This window comes from Arthrobacter sp. MA-N2 (genome assembly GCF_000517125.1).
Lineage (GTDB): Bacteria > Actinomycetota > Actinomycetes > Actinomycetales > Micrococcaceae > Arthrobacter > Arthrobacter methylotrophus.
The window spans coordinates 170,244-186,953 of record NZ_KI912157.1; the positions used below are offsets into that span (position 1 = coordinate 170,244).

Annotated in this window: 10 protein-coding genes and 3 pseudogenes; 12 read left to right on the plus strand and 1 reads right to left on the minus strand. The window is 62.1% G+C overall.

Translation table 11 applies throughout. From position 1 onward, the window contains the following. Positions 1-250: 250 nt before the first annotated feature. Positions 251-1,048: an IclR family transcriptional regulator gene (locus A3M3_RS0122405; RefSeq protein WP_081737019.1), complete on the plus strand. Its 798-nt coding sequence runs from the start codon at positions 251-253 to the stop codon at positions 1,046-1,048. 26 nt (positions 1,049-1,074) lie between these two features. On the opposite strand, the gene A3M3_RS26570 is transcribed toward A3M3_RS0122405, so the two are convergent. Beyond that, positions 1,075-1,581, minus strand: coding sequence for a recombinase family protein (locus tag A3M3_RS26570; RefSeq protein WP_051423501.1), 507 nt, complete (start codon positions 1,579-1,581; stop codon positions 1,075-1,077). A gap of 229 nt (positions 1,582-1,810) precedes the next feature. Between A3M3_RS26570 and A3M3_RS26575 the strand changes: the two are divergent. The 11 genes and pseudogenes from A3M3_RS26575 to A3M3_RS0122465 all read left to right on the plus strand — a co-directional run. Next, positions 1,811-2,557: pseudogene (locus A3M3_RS26575) on the plus strand (IS30 family transposase); the annotation flags it as partial. A gap of 549 nt (positions 2,558-3,106) precedes the next feature. Next, entirely contained in the window at positions 3,107-4,600 is a 1,494-nt protein-coding gene (ltrA, locus tag A3M3_RS0122420; RefSeq protein ID WP_051423503.1) for a group II intron reverse transcriptase/maturase, read from the plus strand. A gap of 115 nt (positions 4,601-4,715) precedes the next feature. Next, positions 4,716-5,165 (plus strand): annotated as a pseudogene (locus A3M3_RS26580) (IS30 family transposase); the annotation flags it as partial. 1,420 nt (positions 5,166-6,585) lie between these two features. Continuing rightward, positions 6,586-7,965, plus strand: a complete 1,380-nt coding sequence (locus A3M3_RS26585; RefSeq protein ID WP_051423505.1) for an ABC transporter substrate-binding protein — start codon at positions 6,586-6,588, stop codon at positions 7,963-7,965. Between the two features lie 109 nt (positions 7,966-8,074). Continuing rightward, a complete protein-coding gene (locus A3M3_RS0122435; protein WP_028268180.1) occupies positions 8,075-8,986 on the plus strand; it encodes a carbohydrate ABC transporter permease in 912 nt (303 codons plus the stop codon). Further along, the gene (locus A3M3_RS0122440; protein WP_028268181.1) at positions 8,979-9,767 is read left to right on the plus strand and encodes a carbohydrate ABC transporter permease; all 789 of its coding nucleotides are present in this window, start codon (positions 8,979-8,981) and stop codon (positions 9,765-9,767) included. The genes A3M3_RS0122435 and A3M3_RS0122440 overlap by 8 nt, the downstream gene beginning before the upstream one ends. A gap of 60 nt (positions 9,768-9,827) precedes the next feature. Then, positions 9,828-10,844 carry a LacI family DNA-binding transcriptional regulator gene (locus A3M3_RS0122445; protein WP_028268182.1) on the plus strand — a complete coding sequence of 339 codons (1,017 nt, stop codon included), beginning with the start codon at positions 9,828-9,830 and terminating at the stop codon, positions 10,842-10,844. Between the two features lie 69 nt (positions 10,845-10,913). Further along, positions 10,914-13,433 carry a GH116 family glycosyl-hydrolase gene (locus A3M3_RS26590; protein ID WP_051423506.1) on the plus strand — a complete coding sequence of 840 codons (2,520 nt, stop codon included), beginning with the start codon at positions 10,914-10,916 and terminating at the stop codon, positions 13,431-13,433. Between the two features lie 305 nt (positions 13,434-13,738). Next, positions 13,739-13,951 (plus strand): annotated as a pseudogene (locus A3M3_RS29145) (LacI family transcriptional regulator); the annotation flags it as partial. Positions 13,952-14,007: 56 nt separating this feature from the next. Beyond that, positions 14,008-14,961, plus strand: a complete 954-nt coding sequence (locus A3M3_RS0122460) for a carbohydrate kinase family protein (protein ID WP_028268184.1) — start codon at positions 14,008-14,010, stop codon at positions 14,959-14,961. After that, complete coding sequence (locus A3M3_RS0122465; protein WP_028268185.1) at positions 14,954-16,531, plus strand: glycoside hydrolase family 32 protein; 1,578 nt, start codon at positions 14,954-14,956, stop codon at positions 16,529-16,531. Before A3M3_RS0122460 ends, A3M3_RS0122465 begins: the two co-directional genes overlap by 8 nt. The last annotated feature ends 179 nt before the right edge of the window (positions 16,532-16,710 follow it).

Below are 16,710 nucleotides of genomic sequence, written 5' to 3' on the forward strand. Positions count from 1 at the left end.
TACATCTGTGCCAGAAGGCGACATGGTGAGGTTGCGCAGCATCGTTTTAGTGCTCGGCAGGGAGCACTCTTGGAAGATCCACACTCCTGTATCAGGGCCCTACCTGTTCCGTGATCGAGCCGAATCCAGAGGTTGAACCATCGGGCATCCATGCATCAATGACACCGATCATCTTTCATCGGTTCAACCATCGAAAACCTAGATTGATACGTCCGCTTGCCATATGAATTAGGATCAACGAAGAGAACGCATGGAACAGATATCGCATTTAGATCGTGGCGGCGCACGCTGGTCAAGCGCAGTGCCGTCGCCGGCAGTGCTACGTGCCGAAGCAATCCTGAAAGTATTGGCCGAGTCGCAGGGGACCGCGGTCAGTGTGGGGCGTTTGGCGGCTCAAGCCCAGGTGCCCCGATCATCCGCCGTGAATATCTGTGCGGCCCTGCGTCAGAGCGGCATTGTCATCGAGACGGACGACGGCTTCTTTTTGGGCCCACGGTTACTTGAGCTGGGCCAGGCTTATCTCAGCTCCCTGGACCCTCTGCGAAGGTTCACGGACCTTTTCCGGGGCGTCGATGCGTCAATCGCCGAAACGGTCCAGCTTGCGACCCTTGACGGCACTGAAGTCGTATATTTGGCAAAACACGACGGGAATACAGCGATTCGGATTGCCTCGAAGGTCGGTCTGAGACTTCCCGCGAACTGTACAGGCCTCGGTAAGGCCATGCTAGCTACGTTGAAGCCCGATGACCGCATGTCGCGGTTGCAAGCTGCGTCACCCCTTCCTGCACGAACACGGCACTCCAAGGTTGCTATACCTGAACTGCTTGAAGAACTCGAGGAGATCGCAGATAGAGGCTACGCAATCGATGACGAAGAGACCACTGAAGGCATTCTCTGCGTTGCTGCGGCCGTGCCTGAAATACCTGCGGACGTAGGAATCTACGGGATTAGTGTCACGATTCTGAAGAGTCTCGCCACTGACGCACGGATCAACGAACTCGTTGCGTCTGTCAAAGGCATCGCCAAGGAGGTCGCGCGACCGTCATAGCCAAGGATGATTATTGCCACTCGGGCTCATGCGAATAAGGACCGAGCGGGCTGCCAGCGGGAGCTGGGCTGCTGCGGCACGACATTTGATTTGTTCATCGGGCCTGGCCGCCGGGAAGTCATGAGGGGGCGGGCGTTTTCGATCTGGCTGGTGGTGAAGGTGCTTCGGCGGCCGCCGAGGTCTCTGCCGGATGCGCGGCGTTTGCTGACACTGTCTATGATGCGTTCGCGTTTGATGTCGAGTTCCATTTGCGCCAGGGCGGCCATGACGGTGAAGGCTATCGCGCCCATGGGGGTGCCGGTATCGACGTCTCCGCCGCCAAGGTTGAGGACGCGCAGGTTGATCTGCCTCCGGCGCAGCTCAGTGGCGAGGTTGAGCATGTCGAGTGCGGGGGGGTGGGCTCTGGCTCCACTGACGCCGTGATCAGCATAGAGGTCATCGCGGCGGACCCCTGCAGCGATGAGGTCAGTGATTTGCCGGTCGGTGGCTTGCGCCTTGTTGGAAACTCTGGCGTAGCCGATCGTTTTGCTCATGCCCGGCCCCATTCATGTCTTGCAACAGCGGTTGGATACAGACATTCCAACTTGAAGTTGTGATACACGGTAGCAAGATATTTCCGGCCGGGTATTTGCTAGGCGCCTGCAGCGCCCGGGGTGTCTTGTCGGCTTGTCTTGCATCCGGTGGCTTGCAAGACGATTGAACCGCACGGATTCATACAACGATGGTCGGCGGGTTCAAGTGGTCGTTGCAACACCTGAGTGATTGGGCGGTGTTGTGGTGCGTGTTGGTCGGCCTGAGGTTTTGCGTGAGGTTGTGCGGGTGTTTTGGGCGTCGCGGTCGTCGGGTCTTTCTGATGAGGCCGCGGCAGGTGTTGCGGGGTTCTCCGAGGGCACTGCCAGCAGGATTGTCCGTCAGCATGGTGGGGTGGATCCTTCGATTGAGCCCGCGTGCGGGCGGTTTTTGTCCTTCGATGAACGCGAGTTGATCGGTGTGTGGCGGGCAGAGGGTCGCGGGGTGCGCGAGATCGGCCGGCGTTTGGGACGGAGCCCGTCCACGGTCAGCCGCGAGCTGACCCGGAACAGCCGCAACGGGGGCAGGCGCCCGTATCTTGCGTCCGTGGCGCAGAACAGGGCCCAGAAGCAGGCCCGCCGGCCCAAGGTCCGGAAACTGGCGGTCAACGAGGCCTTGGCCCTGTATGTCGCCGGGATGCTGACGGCCCGGGAACGGTTGTCCCCGGAACAGATTAGTGCCCGGCTGCGAATCGATTTCCCCGATGATGAGAGCATGCGCATCAGCCCCGAGACGATCTATCAGTGCATCTACATCCAAGGCCGCGGCGGCCTGCGGGCAGAGCTCGCCGCGGCCCTGCGCACCGGCAGGGCGGTGCGGCAACCGAACAAACGACCCGGGATGCGCCGGCCCCGGGTCCCGAAAGAGCTGCTGATCAGCGAACGCCCGGCAGAGGCCGATGACCGGGCAGTGCCAGGCCACTGGGAAGGGGACCTGGTGCGCCACGAGGCGCTGTTTTACCGAGCGGAGGTGGAAGACCTTCGCCGTTGTGCTGTCGCAGCAGCATGACGAAGCTGGGGGCAGCCTGAACCGGGAAACGCCGGTGAGGGTGGCAAGCAGCCCCGACAACGCCGGGACGGGCCAGTACTACCGGATGGTCCGGGTCCGGCAAGCAAGGCGGGAAGGTGTACGCGAGGAACCAGTGCTAAAAGCTTCTCAAGTCTCCCGCCAGCTCCAATCCGGTGGATATGGGCTGGTCTGCGATGCGCACCGATACCCACTGGGTGTTGGCAACTCCGCTGTTGGTTAAGGTCGTTGGCAGTGGAGGCCACGGTGAAGGCCTGCGGCGTAGCCGTGGCGATATCGCAGGGGCATAGCTGGGCACCTAACCCGCCAATCGGTTGACAGTGAACGTGGGAACCACCGTGCGGCTCCCGGCTTCGGCGTCTCGGCCAGAGACGGCAAGGTCCGGGTTGATGCGTTGTCCGTCGACGGCGGCACGGTGGGGCGGAGGGGTCGTAGTAGTCCGAGCGGGGGAAAGCCCCGCACATGGCGAAGGACCCCAGCGGATATGACGCAGTAGCTACTGCAGGAACGGAGGCACTGGTGAATACCGGTGAACTGATATGGCCTTCCCCTGAGGGGGCGGCCGTGCGGGTACGTGCGATGCAGACGAAACTGCACCACTGGGCGGTCAAAGATTCCGACCGCCTTTTTGACGATGTGTTTAACCTCGTCTGCGACCCGGATTTCCTCACCATTGCGTGGGGCCGGGTCAGGGGGAACAAGGGTGCACGCACCGCCGGTGTTGACCGGCTCATCCCGGCGCTTATCGCCGAGGGTGCCGAGGTTGTGGAGTTTCTCGGGCAGGTACGGGAGCAGTTGAAGTCCCGCACATTTGCCCCGCTGCCGGTACGGGAGCGTCTGATCCCGAAGCCGGGCAGCAGCAAACTGCGCAGACTTGGTATCCCGACTGCGGCGGACCGGGTGGTGCAAGCAGCCTTGGCATTGGTGTTGGAACCGATATTCGAGGCGGATTTCAAGCCGGTAAGTTATGGCTTCCGCCCCAGACGCCGGGCCCAGGACGCGATCGCCGAGATACACGCCATGGGCACCCGTAACTATCACTGGGTGTTTGAGGCCGATATCCAGGCGTGTTTCGACGAGCTGAAGCATTCTGCGGTGATGGAGCAGGTGCGCAAGCGTATCGCCGATAAAAGGGTCCTGTCCCTGATCAGTCGTTTCCTGAAGGCGGGCGTGATGTCCGGTGACGGTAAGGTCAGGGAATCCGATACCGGCACCCCGCAGGGTGGAATCGTCTCACCGCTTCTGGCCAACATCGCTTTGTCGGTGCTGGACGAGCATTTCTGCGCTAAATGGGATGCCCATGGCAGCCCGTACCGTAGGGAAGCACACCGGAAGCGGGGCGGGGCCACCTATCGGATCATCCGTTATGCGGATGACTTCGTGATCATGGTGGCTGGCACCAAAGCCCACGCAGACGCGCTCTGGGACGAAGTCGCGGAGGTAATAGCCCCGCTGGGGTTACAGATCTCCGTTGCCAAGTCCCGGATTTGCCATCTGGACGAGGGGTTCGACTTTCTCGGTTTCCGCATCCAGCGGCGGCGAAGGAAAGGAACAACCAAAATGAGCGTCTACACCTACCCGTCCAAGAAATCGTTGCTGTCGATTCTCGGGAAAGTGCGGGCGCTGACACGTCGATCAGAACACCATGGGTTGGCGGATCTGCTGGGCCGGCTCAACCCGGTCCTGCGGGGATGGTGCAACTATTTCCGCCACGGGGTCTCTAAAGCGACCTTTGGTTATCTTGATGCGTTTGCGTGGCATCGGGTCACCCAATGGATCCACAAACGACACCCGGGAATCACGTGGCGGGACCTTTACCGGCGTTTCCTGACCGGAAGGCCCGGAAACCAACCAGAGGTCAACGGGATCACGATGTTCGACACCGCGACGATACCCATCACACGGTACCGGTGGCGAGCATCAAACATCCCGACACCGTGGGCCAGCGCCGCCTAAGGAGTGGCTATCCGTGGAGCGCCGGATGCGATGAGAGTCGCATGTCCGGTGCGGAGGGCGGGTCGGGGAAACGGGCCGGGAGCAATCCTGGCACCGCGCCCCGGCCCGACCCTACATCATCGGGACCCCCGGCACCGGGGCGATCGGGACGCTCGTGGAACGCACAAGCCGTTTCGTGATGCTCCTGCACCTGCCTCACGGACACACCGGCGAGCAGGTCCTGGCCGCCATCGAAGACACCCTGCCGACCCTGCCGGCCCAGCTGCGCCGCTCCCTGACTTGGGACCAAGGCGCGGAAATGGTCGGCATCCACGAACGCGTCAAGATCGCCACGGGAGCCGAAGTCTACTTCTGCGACCCGCACTCGCCCTGGCAACGCGGCACGAATGAGAACACCAACGGGCTCTTGCGCCAGTACTTCCCCAAAGGCATGGACCTGACCACAGTCACCCCCGAAGACCTCGACTACGCCGCCGCCGGACTCAACGGGCGCCTACGCAAAACCCTCGGCTGGAAAACCCCCGCACAAGCCCTGGACCAGATTCTGGAAGAATCAGCAACATAAAGAACGTGTTGCAACGACCACTTGAATCCGCCACCCATGGTGCCCCCACCAATGCGCGAGTAAATATCGAACGCCGAAACTTCGGGTGGACCGAAGCAGCCCTTCTCACCCTCGAAGCGGGTGAGCCAGGAGATCCTTCATCGGAGACGGCGATGATCGGAGGTGAAGCGATCACTAACAGCGCCCCTGGCAAGGAAAGTGGGCTCCGCTCAGCCCCGATGCCCGGGGCCAGCTCGCGCTGAGCGTTCCACCGACCTCGGCCGCGGTCATACGGTTCCACCGGTAAGCATGGAGACCTGAAGGGCCGACGACGCCTCGTAGATGCGTCTTGCATGCCCAGCGAGCGGTCGCCGAGCTGGAGCGGTGATCCTACCGCTTCTGGGAGTCCAGATCATCACAGCCCGAGACACCATGTGACATTGGAGTGCGTCCCAAGCCTCATTCCCCCACAGCGATCCTGTCCAAGTCGGTCTCGGCCCATCAGGATTCGGGTGGGCCGGGGCAACGGAGGATGGCGCTGCGTCGCGTTCTGCCTCGAACCTCCGATGGGTACCTGGCCGGTGCGCAAGGTCCGAGAACCTAGCACACTGGCTAAGAGGTTCGTCGGGTTGGGGCACACCCGAACCTGACGGTAGGGCTCCGGATACCTTTACCTTCTTCCGGGACGGTCCTTAGGGCTGATCCTGGCAACCCCTGGTCAATTGAACCGCTCCCCTGCCGGCGCCGTCCTTGCCTAGACGGAAGGCAAACTATCGGCATTCGGAAATTTGCTGGAGGACCATAAGAGGCGAAATCCCTAACCAGAACGCCATGGGCGCGTTTGTGGGTGACGGCGATAGGCAACGTGGAGCTTGGGCTCGCTCCGGTTGAACTCCCGCTGAGGTCTCCGACCTGGCGGCTGGAATGTAGGCGGACCAAGATACCTCTTTTGGGAGGTAATTTGTGCTTTGAAAAGGGAGTCTGCCCCGGAACTGATTGAACCCGCTTGGGGGTCGGGCGGGCGGACACTTGGAGGGCGCAGTGGGGGAACGGACGGGCTCGCACCGGCCGTACTGGAAGCCATAGGCCTCACGGCGACCAAGGCCGCAGCCATGACCGTCCGCCGGCTGGGCGCCCACCCGCCCAGAATGGTAAAGCTGCTCGCGGACGTGCCGGAATTTGCGACTCATGTGGGGTTTCGGGCCGCTGACCGCAGTCTCTGACGTCAGGACCCGGTTTGGTTCTGAATGGGAGGTCGGCTGCCCGCGTTTGGGCCTTGAGATGAAGGAGCCTCAGCTCCGAAATCGGAATATTCGATTCTGATGGCATAGCGCTGTTGACCCGAGAGCCTAGGAATGCGATATTGGCATGCACCGCAGAATGTAATCCATTACATTTTTCCTTCACACCAAGGAAAAATCTCAAGCAACAGGAGACAACGTTGTTCCCTTCCAAGGCTCTTCGGGCACGCGGGCTGGCAGCAGCTGCAGTAGCCCTCATCAGCGTGGCCGCCATGTCCGGCTGCAGCAGCGCCCAGACGGGGGCATCCGGCACGGCCACCTCCGGCACCGTGAAGTGGTGGGGATGGACGCCGGATGACAGTGAGGCGCAGCAGGAGATCGCCGCGTTCAACAAGCAGTACCCGAACATTAAGGTGGAGTTCAAGAAGATCCAGGACGCCGACTACAACTCGGCCCTCCGCCCTGCCTTGGCGTCACCATCTGGCCCCGATGTCTTCGACGTCGCAGCGGGCGGAGCGACGGGGGACGTAGGCACTTTCGGGGCCAATGCCCTCGACCTGACCTCGACGATGAAGCAACTTCGCGGGGACGGCTGGGATTCGGGTCTCTACACAGCCGGAGTCAAGGCGTTCACGGATGGGAGCGGCAAGCTCAAAGCAGCACAGGTCGGCCGCATCGCTTCGGGATTCCTCTGGATCAACCAGGGACTCTTCGACAAATACGGGTTGAAGGCGCCGACCACCCTCCAGGAGTGGGCCCGGGTATGCTCGGTGTTCCGCGCGAACGGGATGGGGTGCCTAAAAGAGGGCATCGGCCAGCCAGGGTTCGACATCGACACACTCCACTCCATCTCTGATAGCATCCAGCCGGGCACATTTACCAAGGCGACCGTGGGCGAGGTGAAGTGGACCGACCCGACGATCGTTCAGGCGTTCTCGATCTTCAAGCAGCTCAGCACCGACGGCATCCTCGACGAGGGAGCTGTGGGCATCAAGCAGTATCCGGACGCGAACAATGGCTTCCTCTCCGGTAAGGTGCCGATGGTCCAGATGGGCAGCTGGTACCAGCAGTACACAACCCAGCCTGCCCTCAAAGCGGCTGTGGCGGCCGCCGGTGTTCCTTCCGACACCCCGCTGATCACTATGACGCCAGTCCCGTTTCCAGACGTAGCAGGCAAGGGCAACAAGCCGAACCTGTTCGGGGATCCCGACTATGCGCTGGCTGTCAACGCTCGCTCCAAGGCGCAGGATGCCGCGACGACCTTCGCGCTGTGGCTTTCATCAACGAAGGAAGGTCAGCAGATCGTCGCCGATCACCTCACGGACTACCCGGCCCTGGAAAGCGTGTCGACCGACTGGTCGACGAACTCGCTGGTGAATCCGGCCGTCCAGGAGCCGGCACTCAAGGCACTGGGACAGCGGGTGAACCAGGTCGATCAGGCGCGCCAGGCCAATTTGCCAGCGGCAATGATCCAAGCACTAGTCACAGCCAACCAGGCGGTCATCGGCGGCCAGTCGACGCCCGAACAGGCTGCGGCCGCCCTGCAGGCGGCATACGAGGCCAACAAGAGCCATGGCTGACCGGCTGCACCAGGCAGACGGCCCAAGTGGTCGGCCCAGCTTGACGAAAGAGCATGCACGAGAGGCTCCCGTTGCATCGCGTGACCTCCCGGCCAGGAGGGGCCCGGGCGTGATCGGAACCCCGATCGGGCGAAAACCTGGCATCCCACGACGAGCCAGGCCTTCAGGCCTGCCGTGGATCCTCCCAGCACTGATCGTCTCCGCAGTGCTGATCTACTACTGCATCGGCTACACCGGATACATCTCGACCCTGAACTGGGATGGTGTGAGCGACGAGCAGGACTTCGTCGGCCTGCGGAACTATGCCGAGCTCGTCGGGGACGCAGTGTTCTGGAAAGCACTCGGGCATACCGCCGTCTTCTTTGCCGCGACCACGGCCGCACAAATCGTGCTCGGTCTGGTGTTCGCCGCTCTGCTCCACTCCCGACTTCAATGGACGGTTCTGTACAAGGTCCTCGTGTTCGTACCGGTAGTGATCGCCCCGGCCACAATGGCCCCGGTCTTCCGTCAGATCTACGCCCCGCAAGGGCAGTTCAATTCCATGCTCGAGGCGCTGGGATTAGGCGGCCTGGCCCAGTCATGGCTGGCCCAGCCGGAGACGGCGCTGGCAGTGATCATCTCGATCCAGATCTGGCAGTCGACCGGAATTGCCTTCATCCTGTACTTCGCCGCGATGAGCCAGATCGACGGAGAGGTCCTCGAGGCAGCGCGGATCGACGGTGCCGGCAACCTGCGGATCCTGCTCAGCATCATTTGGCCGGCCGTGCGCAGCACCACTGTCACCCTGGCCACGCTGAGCGCGATCGCTTCCCTTAAGACGTTCGACATCCCCTACCTCGTCTCCGGGGGAGGACCGAATTATGGGACCGAGTTCCTGGGCACCCTCATTTACCGGGTGAGCGTGCCGCAGTCCGAGGTCGGCTACGGTGCTGCCATCTCGGTGGTGCTGCTCATCCTCGCAGTCGGCGTCGCCATCGTCTTCAACACTGCAGGCCGCGAGAAAGGGGCACGGAATGTTTGAGACTCGCAGCTTGCGCGGAAGGCTCGTCCTCCAAATCGTGACCACCCTCCTTGTCTTGCCCTTCGTTTTCCCCCTAATAGCCATGGTGGAGGGCTCCCTCGCCGGAACCGGGTGGAACAACTACGTCACGGTGCTGTCGATTCCGCTGCTGCCCGAATTCTTCCGCAACAGCGCCATCATCGCGACCGGCGTCATCATCATAGTCTGCGCCTGCAGCATGCTGGCAGCGTTCGGATTCTCCAAACTGCACATCCGCGGGCGGGAGATCTACTTCTGGACGCTGCTGGCGGCGCTTACGCTTCCGGAAGTGGTACTGCTTACCCCACTTTTCGCCACGGCGACTTCAATGGGCGCCTACGACACCTTCTGGTCGGTGATCCTGCCGCTCGCTGCGCTGCAGATCCCCTTCACCGTCCTGCTGGCCCGGAACTTCATGGATGGCATCCCAAGCGAACTCATCGAGGCCGCCCGCGTCGACGGAGCGAGCACTTGGCGGACATTCCAGGACGTCGTCCTCCCCCTGACCCGCCCCATCGCTGCCGCCATCGTCATCCTGACGCTGATCACCTCATGGAACGCCTATCTGCTGCCACTGGTGTTCCTGCAGGACCCGGCGTCTCAGACCGTGACCCTGGTGCCGCAGTTCTTCATAGGCCAGTTCAACAACGACCAGACGAAGGTTCTGGCCGCCGCAGTCGTCACTGCGATCCCGGAGATCGTTGCCTACCTCTGCCTGCAGCGGCTTTTCGAGCGCGGACTGGCCGCGGGCGCACTGAAGTGACCGTCCCGGCACAGCAACCCATCGATTGCTAAGACCGCCCACCCACTGAAAGGAGCCCCCTTGACCTATCTTGAAATTGCCCGCATGGCAGATGTCTCCACGGCGACGGTCTCCCGCGTGCTCAGCGGAGCCGGCGCGGTCAGTGATGAGCGCCGGGAACGCGTCCTCGCGGCCGCGCAGGAGCTCTCCTATCGGGGCAGCCGTGCGGCGAGGACGCTACGCCGCCAGAAGGCGGACACCATCGGGCTGATCGTTTCCGATATCGAATACCCCTCCGTGGCCTCGATGGCTCGATCCGTCGAGAACGCTGCTGCCGAACGTGGCTTCGCACTGAACATTTGCAACTCTGACGAGGACTTGGCCAAGGAGCGCAAGTACATCAACCTCCTCATCGAGGAACGTGTAGCAGGACTTATTATCTCGCCCGCAACTGAGAGCTACTCGGCGCTTGAGCCCCTCGAGCGTGCCGGCATCCCCGTGGTCACGCTCGACCGACGCCTGCAAGACGCCAGGGTCGACAGCGTTCTGCTGGATAACCAGAAGGCCACACAGCTCCTTATGGACGATTTGCTGCGGCACGGACACCGGCATTTCGCTGCAGTGGTAGGAACCACGGTGGCGACGCCGAGCCGTGAACGGCTGGAGACCATGCGCGCGATCGTGAAGTCTGTCCCTGACGCCACCCTCATCATTGCCGGCAGCAAGCTCGGAGAGACTATCGGCGTTAGTCACACACTCGAAACAATCGGTCCCGCTGTGACTGCTCTCGCCCTCTCCGCACACCCGCAACCCACTGCATACGTGTGCGTGAACGCGATCATGCTCACGAGCGTTATGGCCTCCCTGATCCAGGAAGGCCTCCGCATCCCACAAGACGTGGCGGTCGTCGGATTCGACGACATGCCGGGCTTCGCTCTCTTCCAAACGCCGGTCACGGTCGTGGCGCAGCCCACCCAGGAGCTGGGACGTCTCGCCGTCCAATTGCTGTTCGAGCGAATCGCGTCCCCGACCCGACCCCACGAGACAATCCTCGTACCTCCAACCTTCGTGGCCCGCGCCAGCTGCGGGCACGAATGAACGGCCGCTCCGCCCATGCCCCGGCGTGGGCGGAGCGCACGTAACCCTTCAAGAAACTCAGGAGATTACATGACGAACACCACTGACTGGCGCGACCTAGCCGATCGCGTGCGCAGTTATCCGCAGACAGCAACCCAGGCCGCATTCCCGCTGGGCGGGATCGGCACGGGCAACGTCTCCGTAGGTGCCCGCGGCGAGCTGCGGGACTGGGAGATCTTCAACTGGCCGGGCAAGGGCAACTACATGCCCTTTACCTTCTTCGCTATCCGTACCGAGTCCCCAGACGGAGAGACTCACACTGCCGTGCTCGAGGCGGAACTGGTCGGTCCTCATGCCAAGTCCCACGGCTACTTCAATGGGGAGCTGGCAGGGTTGCGGCGCTTTCGTACCTCGAGGATGTGGTCCCTTTACCCGTACGTCTTCGTCGAACTCACGTCTCCCGACATGCCGGTGAGCGTCGTCCTCGAAGCGTTCACCCCGTTCGTGCCCGGGGACGAGGAGGCCTCAGGGATCCCCGGAGCCGTGATCCGCTACCACGTCACCAACCTGACCTCCGAGGACCTGAAGGTCTCCGTGGTCGGTTCGCTGACGAACGCCCTGGGCTTCCAAGGCTACGACGTCTTCGGCAACCTCAAGCTCAGCGGCGACCCGAAGAACGAGCTCCGCGACGACAATGGCCTCGTAGGGCTTTACTACACTTCCACGGACGACCCGGGGTCGGAGCAATATGGAACTCTGGCGTTCGCCACCACAGAGCACGGCGCGAATTACCGGCCCGAGTGGCTGAAGGGCCAGTGGACCGACAACGCCCAGGATTTCTGGGACGATTTCCGCAGTGACGGCGAACTCGACTTCTTCCACTCGGTAGAAGCTCCGGGCTCCGAACTCGACAACTTCTACGACTTCAGCTACCTCCGACTGCGCGAGCAGATAGGCTCCATTGCCGTGCCCAAGGAGGTCGCCGCGGGGCGCACCGAATCGTTCGAGTTTGCGTTCACCTGGCACGTCCCCAACCGACCCAAGGGCTGGATCGAAGTAGACGCTGATCTGGAGCGCCATGCTGCCGGCGCCTACCCGATCATCCGCAACCACTACGCGCTCGTGTATGAGAACGCCTGGTCGGCGCTGAAAGACCTCATCGGCAGGCTCGGGGAACTCGACACCCGATCCCGCCACTTTACCGAAGCTATCTATCGCTCATCACTGCCGCAGGCCGTCGTCGAAGCAATAGCCGCCAATATTACCGTCATACGGAGCCACACCTGCTTCTGGCTGGAGGACGGAAACTTCTACGGGTGGGAAGGAATCCGCGACCACGTCGGCTGTGGACTGGGGAACGTTAACCACGTATGGAACTACGCCCAGGGCGTCGCCTTCCTCTTCCCCCGTCTGGAGCAGACGATGCGGCGAGTCGAGTTTATGATTGAGACCGACGAAGCCGGCGCGCTCCCCTTCCGCTCCCGGCAGACCCTCGGCGAGGAGCGATGGCGCATGGTCCCCGCAGCCGACGGCCAGCTCGGCTCGATCGTCCGTGCGTGCCGCGAATGGCGCCTCTCCGGGGACGACGCCTTCCTCGCCGACGTGTGGCCCGGCGTGCAGCGCGCCATCGAATACGCCAAACGCACGTGGGACACCGACGGGGATCTGGTTCCGGATGCCCAGCAGAGCAACACCTACGACATCGAGTTCTACGGCGCCAACGGCATGATGGGCACCCTCATGGTCGCCGCACTGCTCGCAGGCGCCGAAATGGCCCACGGAATCGGAGATGAGGAGAGCGCGGCGAAATACGAGGCGGAGGCGCGCATCTCCAGTGAGAACCTCGACGCACTATGCTGGAACGGCTCCCACTATGTGCAGGACCTCGCAGACGTCGATTCGCACCGTTATCAGTTCGGCCAGGGCGTGCATTCTGACCAGCTTCTCGGCCAGTTCCTCGCACACGTGACCGGGCTGGGCCATGTGCTCCCGGAAGACCACGTCCGAACTGCTCTACAGACGATCGTGCGATCCAACCTCCGCGAGGAAATGCGCCAGGTGGACACCGTCCAGCGCGTGTACGCGCTCAACGACGAAGCCGGGCTCGTCCTCTGCAGCTGGCCGGACGGGGGTCGGCCTCGCTTCCCCTTCGGCTACAGCGACGAGATCTGGACCGGGGTCGAATACCAAGTGGCCGCAAGCCTCGTCTACGAGGGGTTCATGGACGAAGCCGAGGCCATCGTTGACCGAGTGCGCGCACGCCAGGATGGCTTCCTACGCAACCCCTGGAGTGAGAACGAGGCGGGGCACCACTATGCGAGATCTCTGGCGAGTTATGCACTCCTGACCGCCTACTCCGGCTTTAACGTCGATCTCTCGAAGAGAAAAGTATCCTTCGCTCCGGCAACAGATGGCGACTTCACCAGTTTCTGGTCACACGGCCTTGGCTGGGGCACCTACGAACAGCACGTCGCCGACAACGGTTCGCTCTCCGCCGTCATTACCGTCATCGAAGGTGAACTCGGCACCGACGCACCCGTGACCCCTGCGGCGACCGTTCATATCCAACAGCTAGCAGCGCCTCAACAGCTCATACAGCAGCCTTCATAGGCTCCCGCAGCTGCTGCACCCCCGGCATCAAAGGCTGGGGGTGTGTTGCGGCCCTGGCTGAGCTGGCCCTCCGGTAGCAGCAGCGGGCCCTCCGAGTTGGGTGGGAGAAGCCGGCGGCCACCGAACATGACGGTAACCGTCAACCACGCCCAATTCCGTAAAGCCGGCTTTCCACTGAAATTATCGCAATCACTGTGTGTCTGCATGGCATCGATTGCGGTGAGGAAGTCATTGCTCGTGGGGAATGGCTGGAGCCGATCAGGATGGCGAGGTCTTTCGCTATTTGGCCGACTCGACGGTTTCGCCACCCTCCACTCACCACCGTGGCGCTGCCCCACTATGAAATGGGCGCTTGGGCCACCGCAAAGAACCTCATCGACGCGATCGAGGGCAAAACCGATCTGGCCTTGTTAGTAGACCACCCGACGGTCCTCGGATGCCCTCTGGTAATTCGTAATTCCGTCACAGACACCCAGGCCCCAGGGTCAACCGGGCACCAGACGCAAGCCGCATTCTGACGAACCATTCCCCCCATCCGGCCCCAGGACCCCTCTGAACCTTCAAGGAGCACTCGATGTACCTCAACCCAGCTGCCGCACGCCCGAATCCCGAGGTGGTGGTTGTCGGTGAATCGCTCATCGACGTTATTGAAACAGCCGCAGGACCTGCCGAGTTTCCGGGCGGCTCGGGGATGAACGTCGCCTTCGGCCTCGGCCGTTTGGGGATTACCACCTCGCTGCTGACAGCTTTGGGCAACGACGCACACGGCCGCGTTATATGCCGGCACCTGGACTCCGCGGGCGTCCAGGTGATGGCCGGGGCCATGCACCTGAACCGCACCTCAACCGCGACAGCCGTCCTGGACCACACAGGATCGGCCACCTACGACTTCGACCTCGAATGGTCACTGCCGGAATTCAGCCCAACATCACTTCCAGCTGTTCTGCACACAGGATCTTTGGCCACGTTCCTCGAACCAGGGGCCAGCCGAGTGCGAAGGCTGCTGGAGGCGATCACCGGCCGCTGCCTCATCACCTACGACCCCAACATCCGCCCAGGCCTTCTCGGGAGCCACAGCGAGACCGTCGCGACCTTCGAAGACATTTCGGCCCTGACAAACGTCGTCAAGCTCAGCGTGGAGGACGCCCACTGGCTTTACCCCGGCCAGGCCGCCCAAAGCATCGCCCGGCGCCTTCTAGCACTGGGCTGCGACCTGGCGGTTGTCACCAACGGTGCGGACGGATCCTATCTTTGCTCACGAACAAGTGAAGTCTCAATGCTTCCACCGCGCGTAACAGTTGCCGACACTGTGGGCGCCGGAGATTCCTACATGGCTGCCCTCATCGCAGGCCTGGTCCAGGAATTCGAGGGTGGCTTTGATTACGGCCGGCTGACCCGCCTGGGAACCGCTGCTTCACTGGCCGCGGCAATAACCGTCGGACGACACGGGGCGAACCCTCCGACGAGGGCCGAGCTGAACGCGTCAATGGAACTGACCGACTCATCCGGAAAGGGCTCCAATGACTGAGACCCAGCCCCTGCAGCCCGAGACCCCTTGCCGTGGCCTCGCAAATACTCGTCCTCTTCTCCACTACACGGCCCGAGACACTTGGTTGAACGACCCCAACGGCCTCATCTACGACAAAGGCACTTACCACCTCTTTTACCAGAACAATCCGTATGGAAATGTCTGGGGCAACATGTCCTGGGGCCATGCCACCTCCACCGATCTCAGCACCTGGGTCGAGCACCCCGTGGCCATCCTGTGCAGCGACGAAGAGGACATCTTCTCGGGGAGCATCGTCATCGACCACCTCAATTCCTCCGGTCTGGGAAGCCCCGGTTCCTCCCCGTGGGTCGCCATCTACACCAGCGCCTTCAAAGAAAAATCCGTCCACCGCGGAACGCAGGCCCAATCCCTTGCCTTCAGCACGGACCAGGGGATGACATGGACAAGATGCAGCGGCAACCCGGTCCTCACCCGGGGCACAGCCAATTTCCGTGACCCCAAAGTGTTCTGGTACTCCGGCAGCGCCGGCTCCTACTGGGTAATGGTCGCCGTCGAAGCCCTCGAGCAAAAGGTGCTGCTCTACAAATCCAGGAACCTGAAGGACTGGGATTATCTGAGCGACTTCGGTCCGGCCAACGCCGCCGGCGGAGAATGGGAGTGTCCGGACCTGTTCTGCCTCCCCCTGGACGAGGACCCAGCAACAACAAAATGGGTCATGACCGTGAACATCAACCCCGGCGCAGTTGCAGGTGGCTCCGGTGGCCAATACTTCATCGGCCACTTCGACGGGCACCGCTTCACTGCAGACAATTGGGATCGCGGCACGGCTGCCCAAGAGAAAGCAGAACCGAAACATGATCTACGGAACTACCAATGGCTCGACTGGGGCCGGGACTACTATGCGGCCGTGTCATTCGGCAACGTCCCCGATAACCGGCGCATCATGATCGGTTGGATGAATAACTGGGACTACGCCAACGACATCCCCACATCCCCCTGGCGCTCAGCCATGTCGCTTGCACGGGAGATAACTCTGTCAACCATCGAGGGCTGTCCCGCACTAGTACAGAGGCCAATTCTGCCGGCAAACCGGACCCCTGTCGGAGCCTACAGGCAACAAGCACCGGTGGTGATCGACGGCACGTCCGCGACATTTCCGGACATGGCCAGCGGCCCCACGCTTGTCATCCAAGCCCAGTTCCGCGCAGGCACAGCGCACCACTTCGGCTTGAAACTCCGCGACCCCGGCCCACTAGCAAGCGGCCCTGCCGCCCAAAACGGAGAACGCTTCACGGCCATTACTTACAACGCAGACACCGGCGAGCTGGCCGTTGACAGAACGCGGTCCGGAAGCACGGGTTTTCACAAGCTCTTTCCCTCCATCGAAAAGTGCCCCGTGCGATCCCAAGACGGCGTCGTCAATTTGGAAATCATCGTGGACGCGTGCTCTGTGGAAGTCTTCGCCCAAGGGGGTGAAAAGGTCATCACCGACCTGATCTTTCCGTCAGGTAACACCCACATCGTCGAAGCTTTTGCGGAAGGTGGCCATGCCACTCTGGAGCAGTTGACCATCACCGCCTACACCTAAGAAGGCATCAGGCTGTGCCCTGAACGTACGCCCGCCGAGGGGGAGGGTCCGAAGGAAACAGCTTCCACCTACGATCCCAATATCGGTCCCGGCCCGCAGGCGTTTCCTGACACCTCAAGGCGCCGGTCATAGAGCCCAAGCTGACACATCCTCAGCGGAATCTGCACCTCGGGCTACGC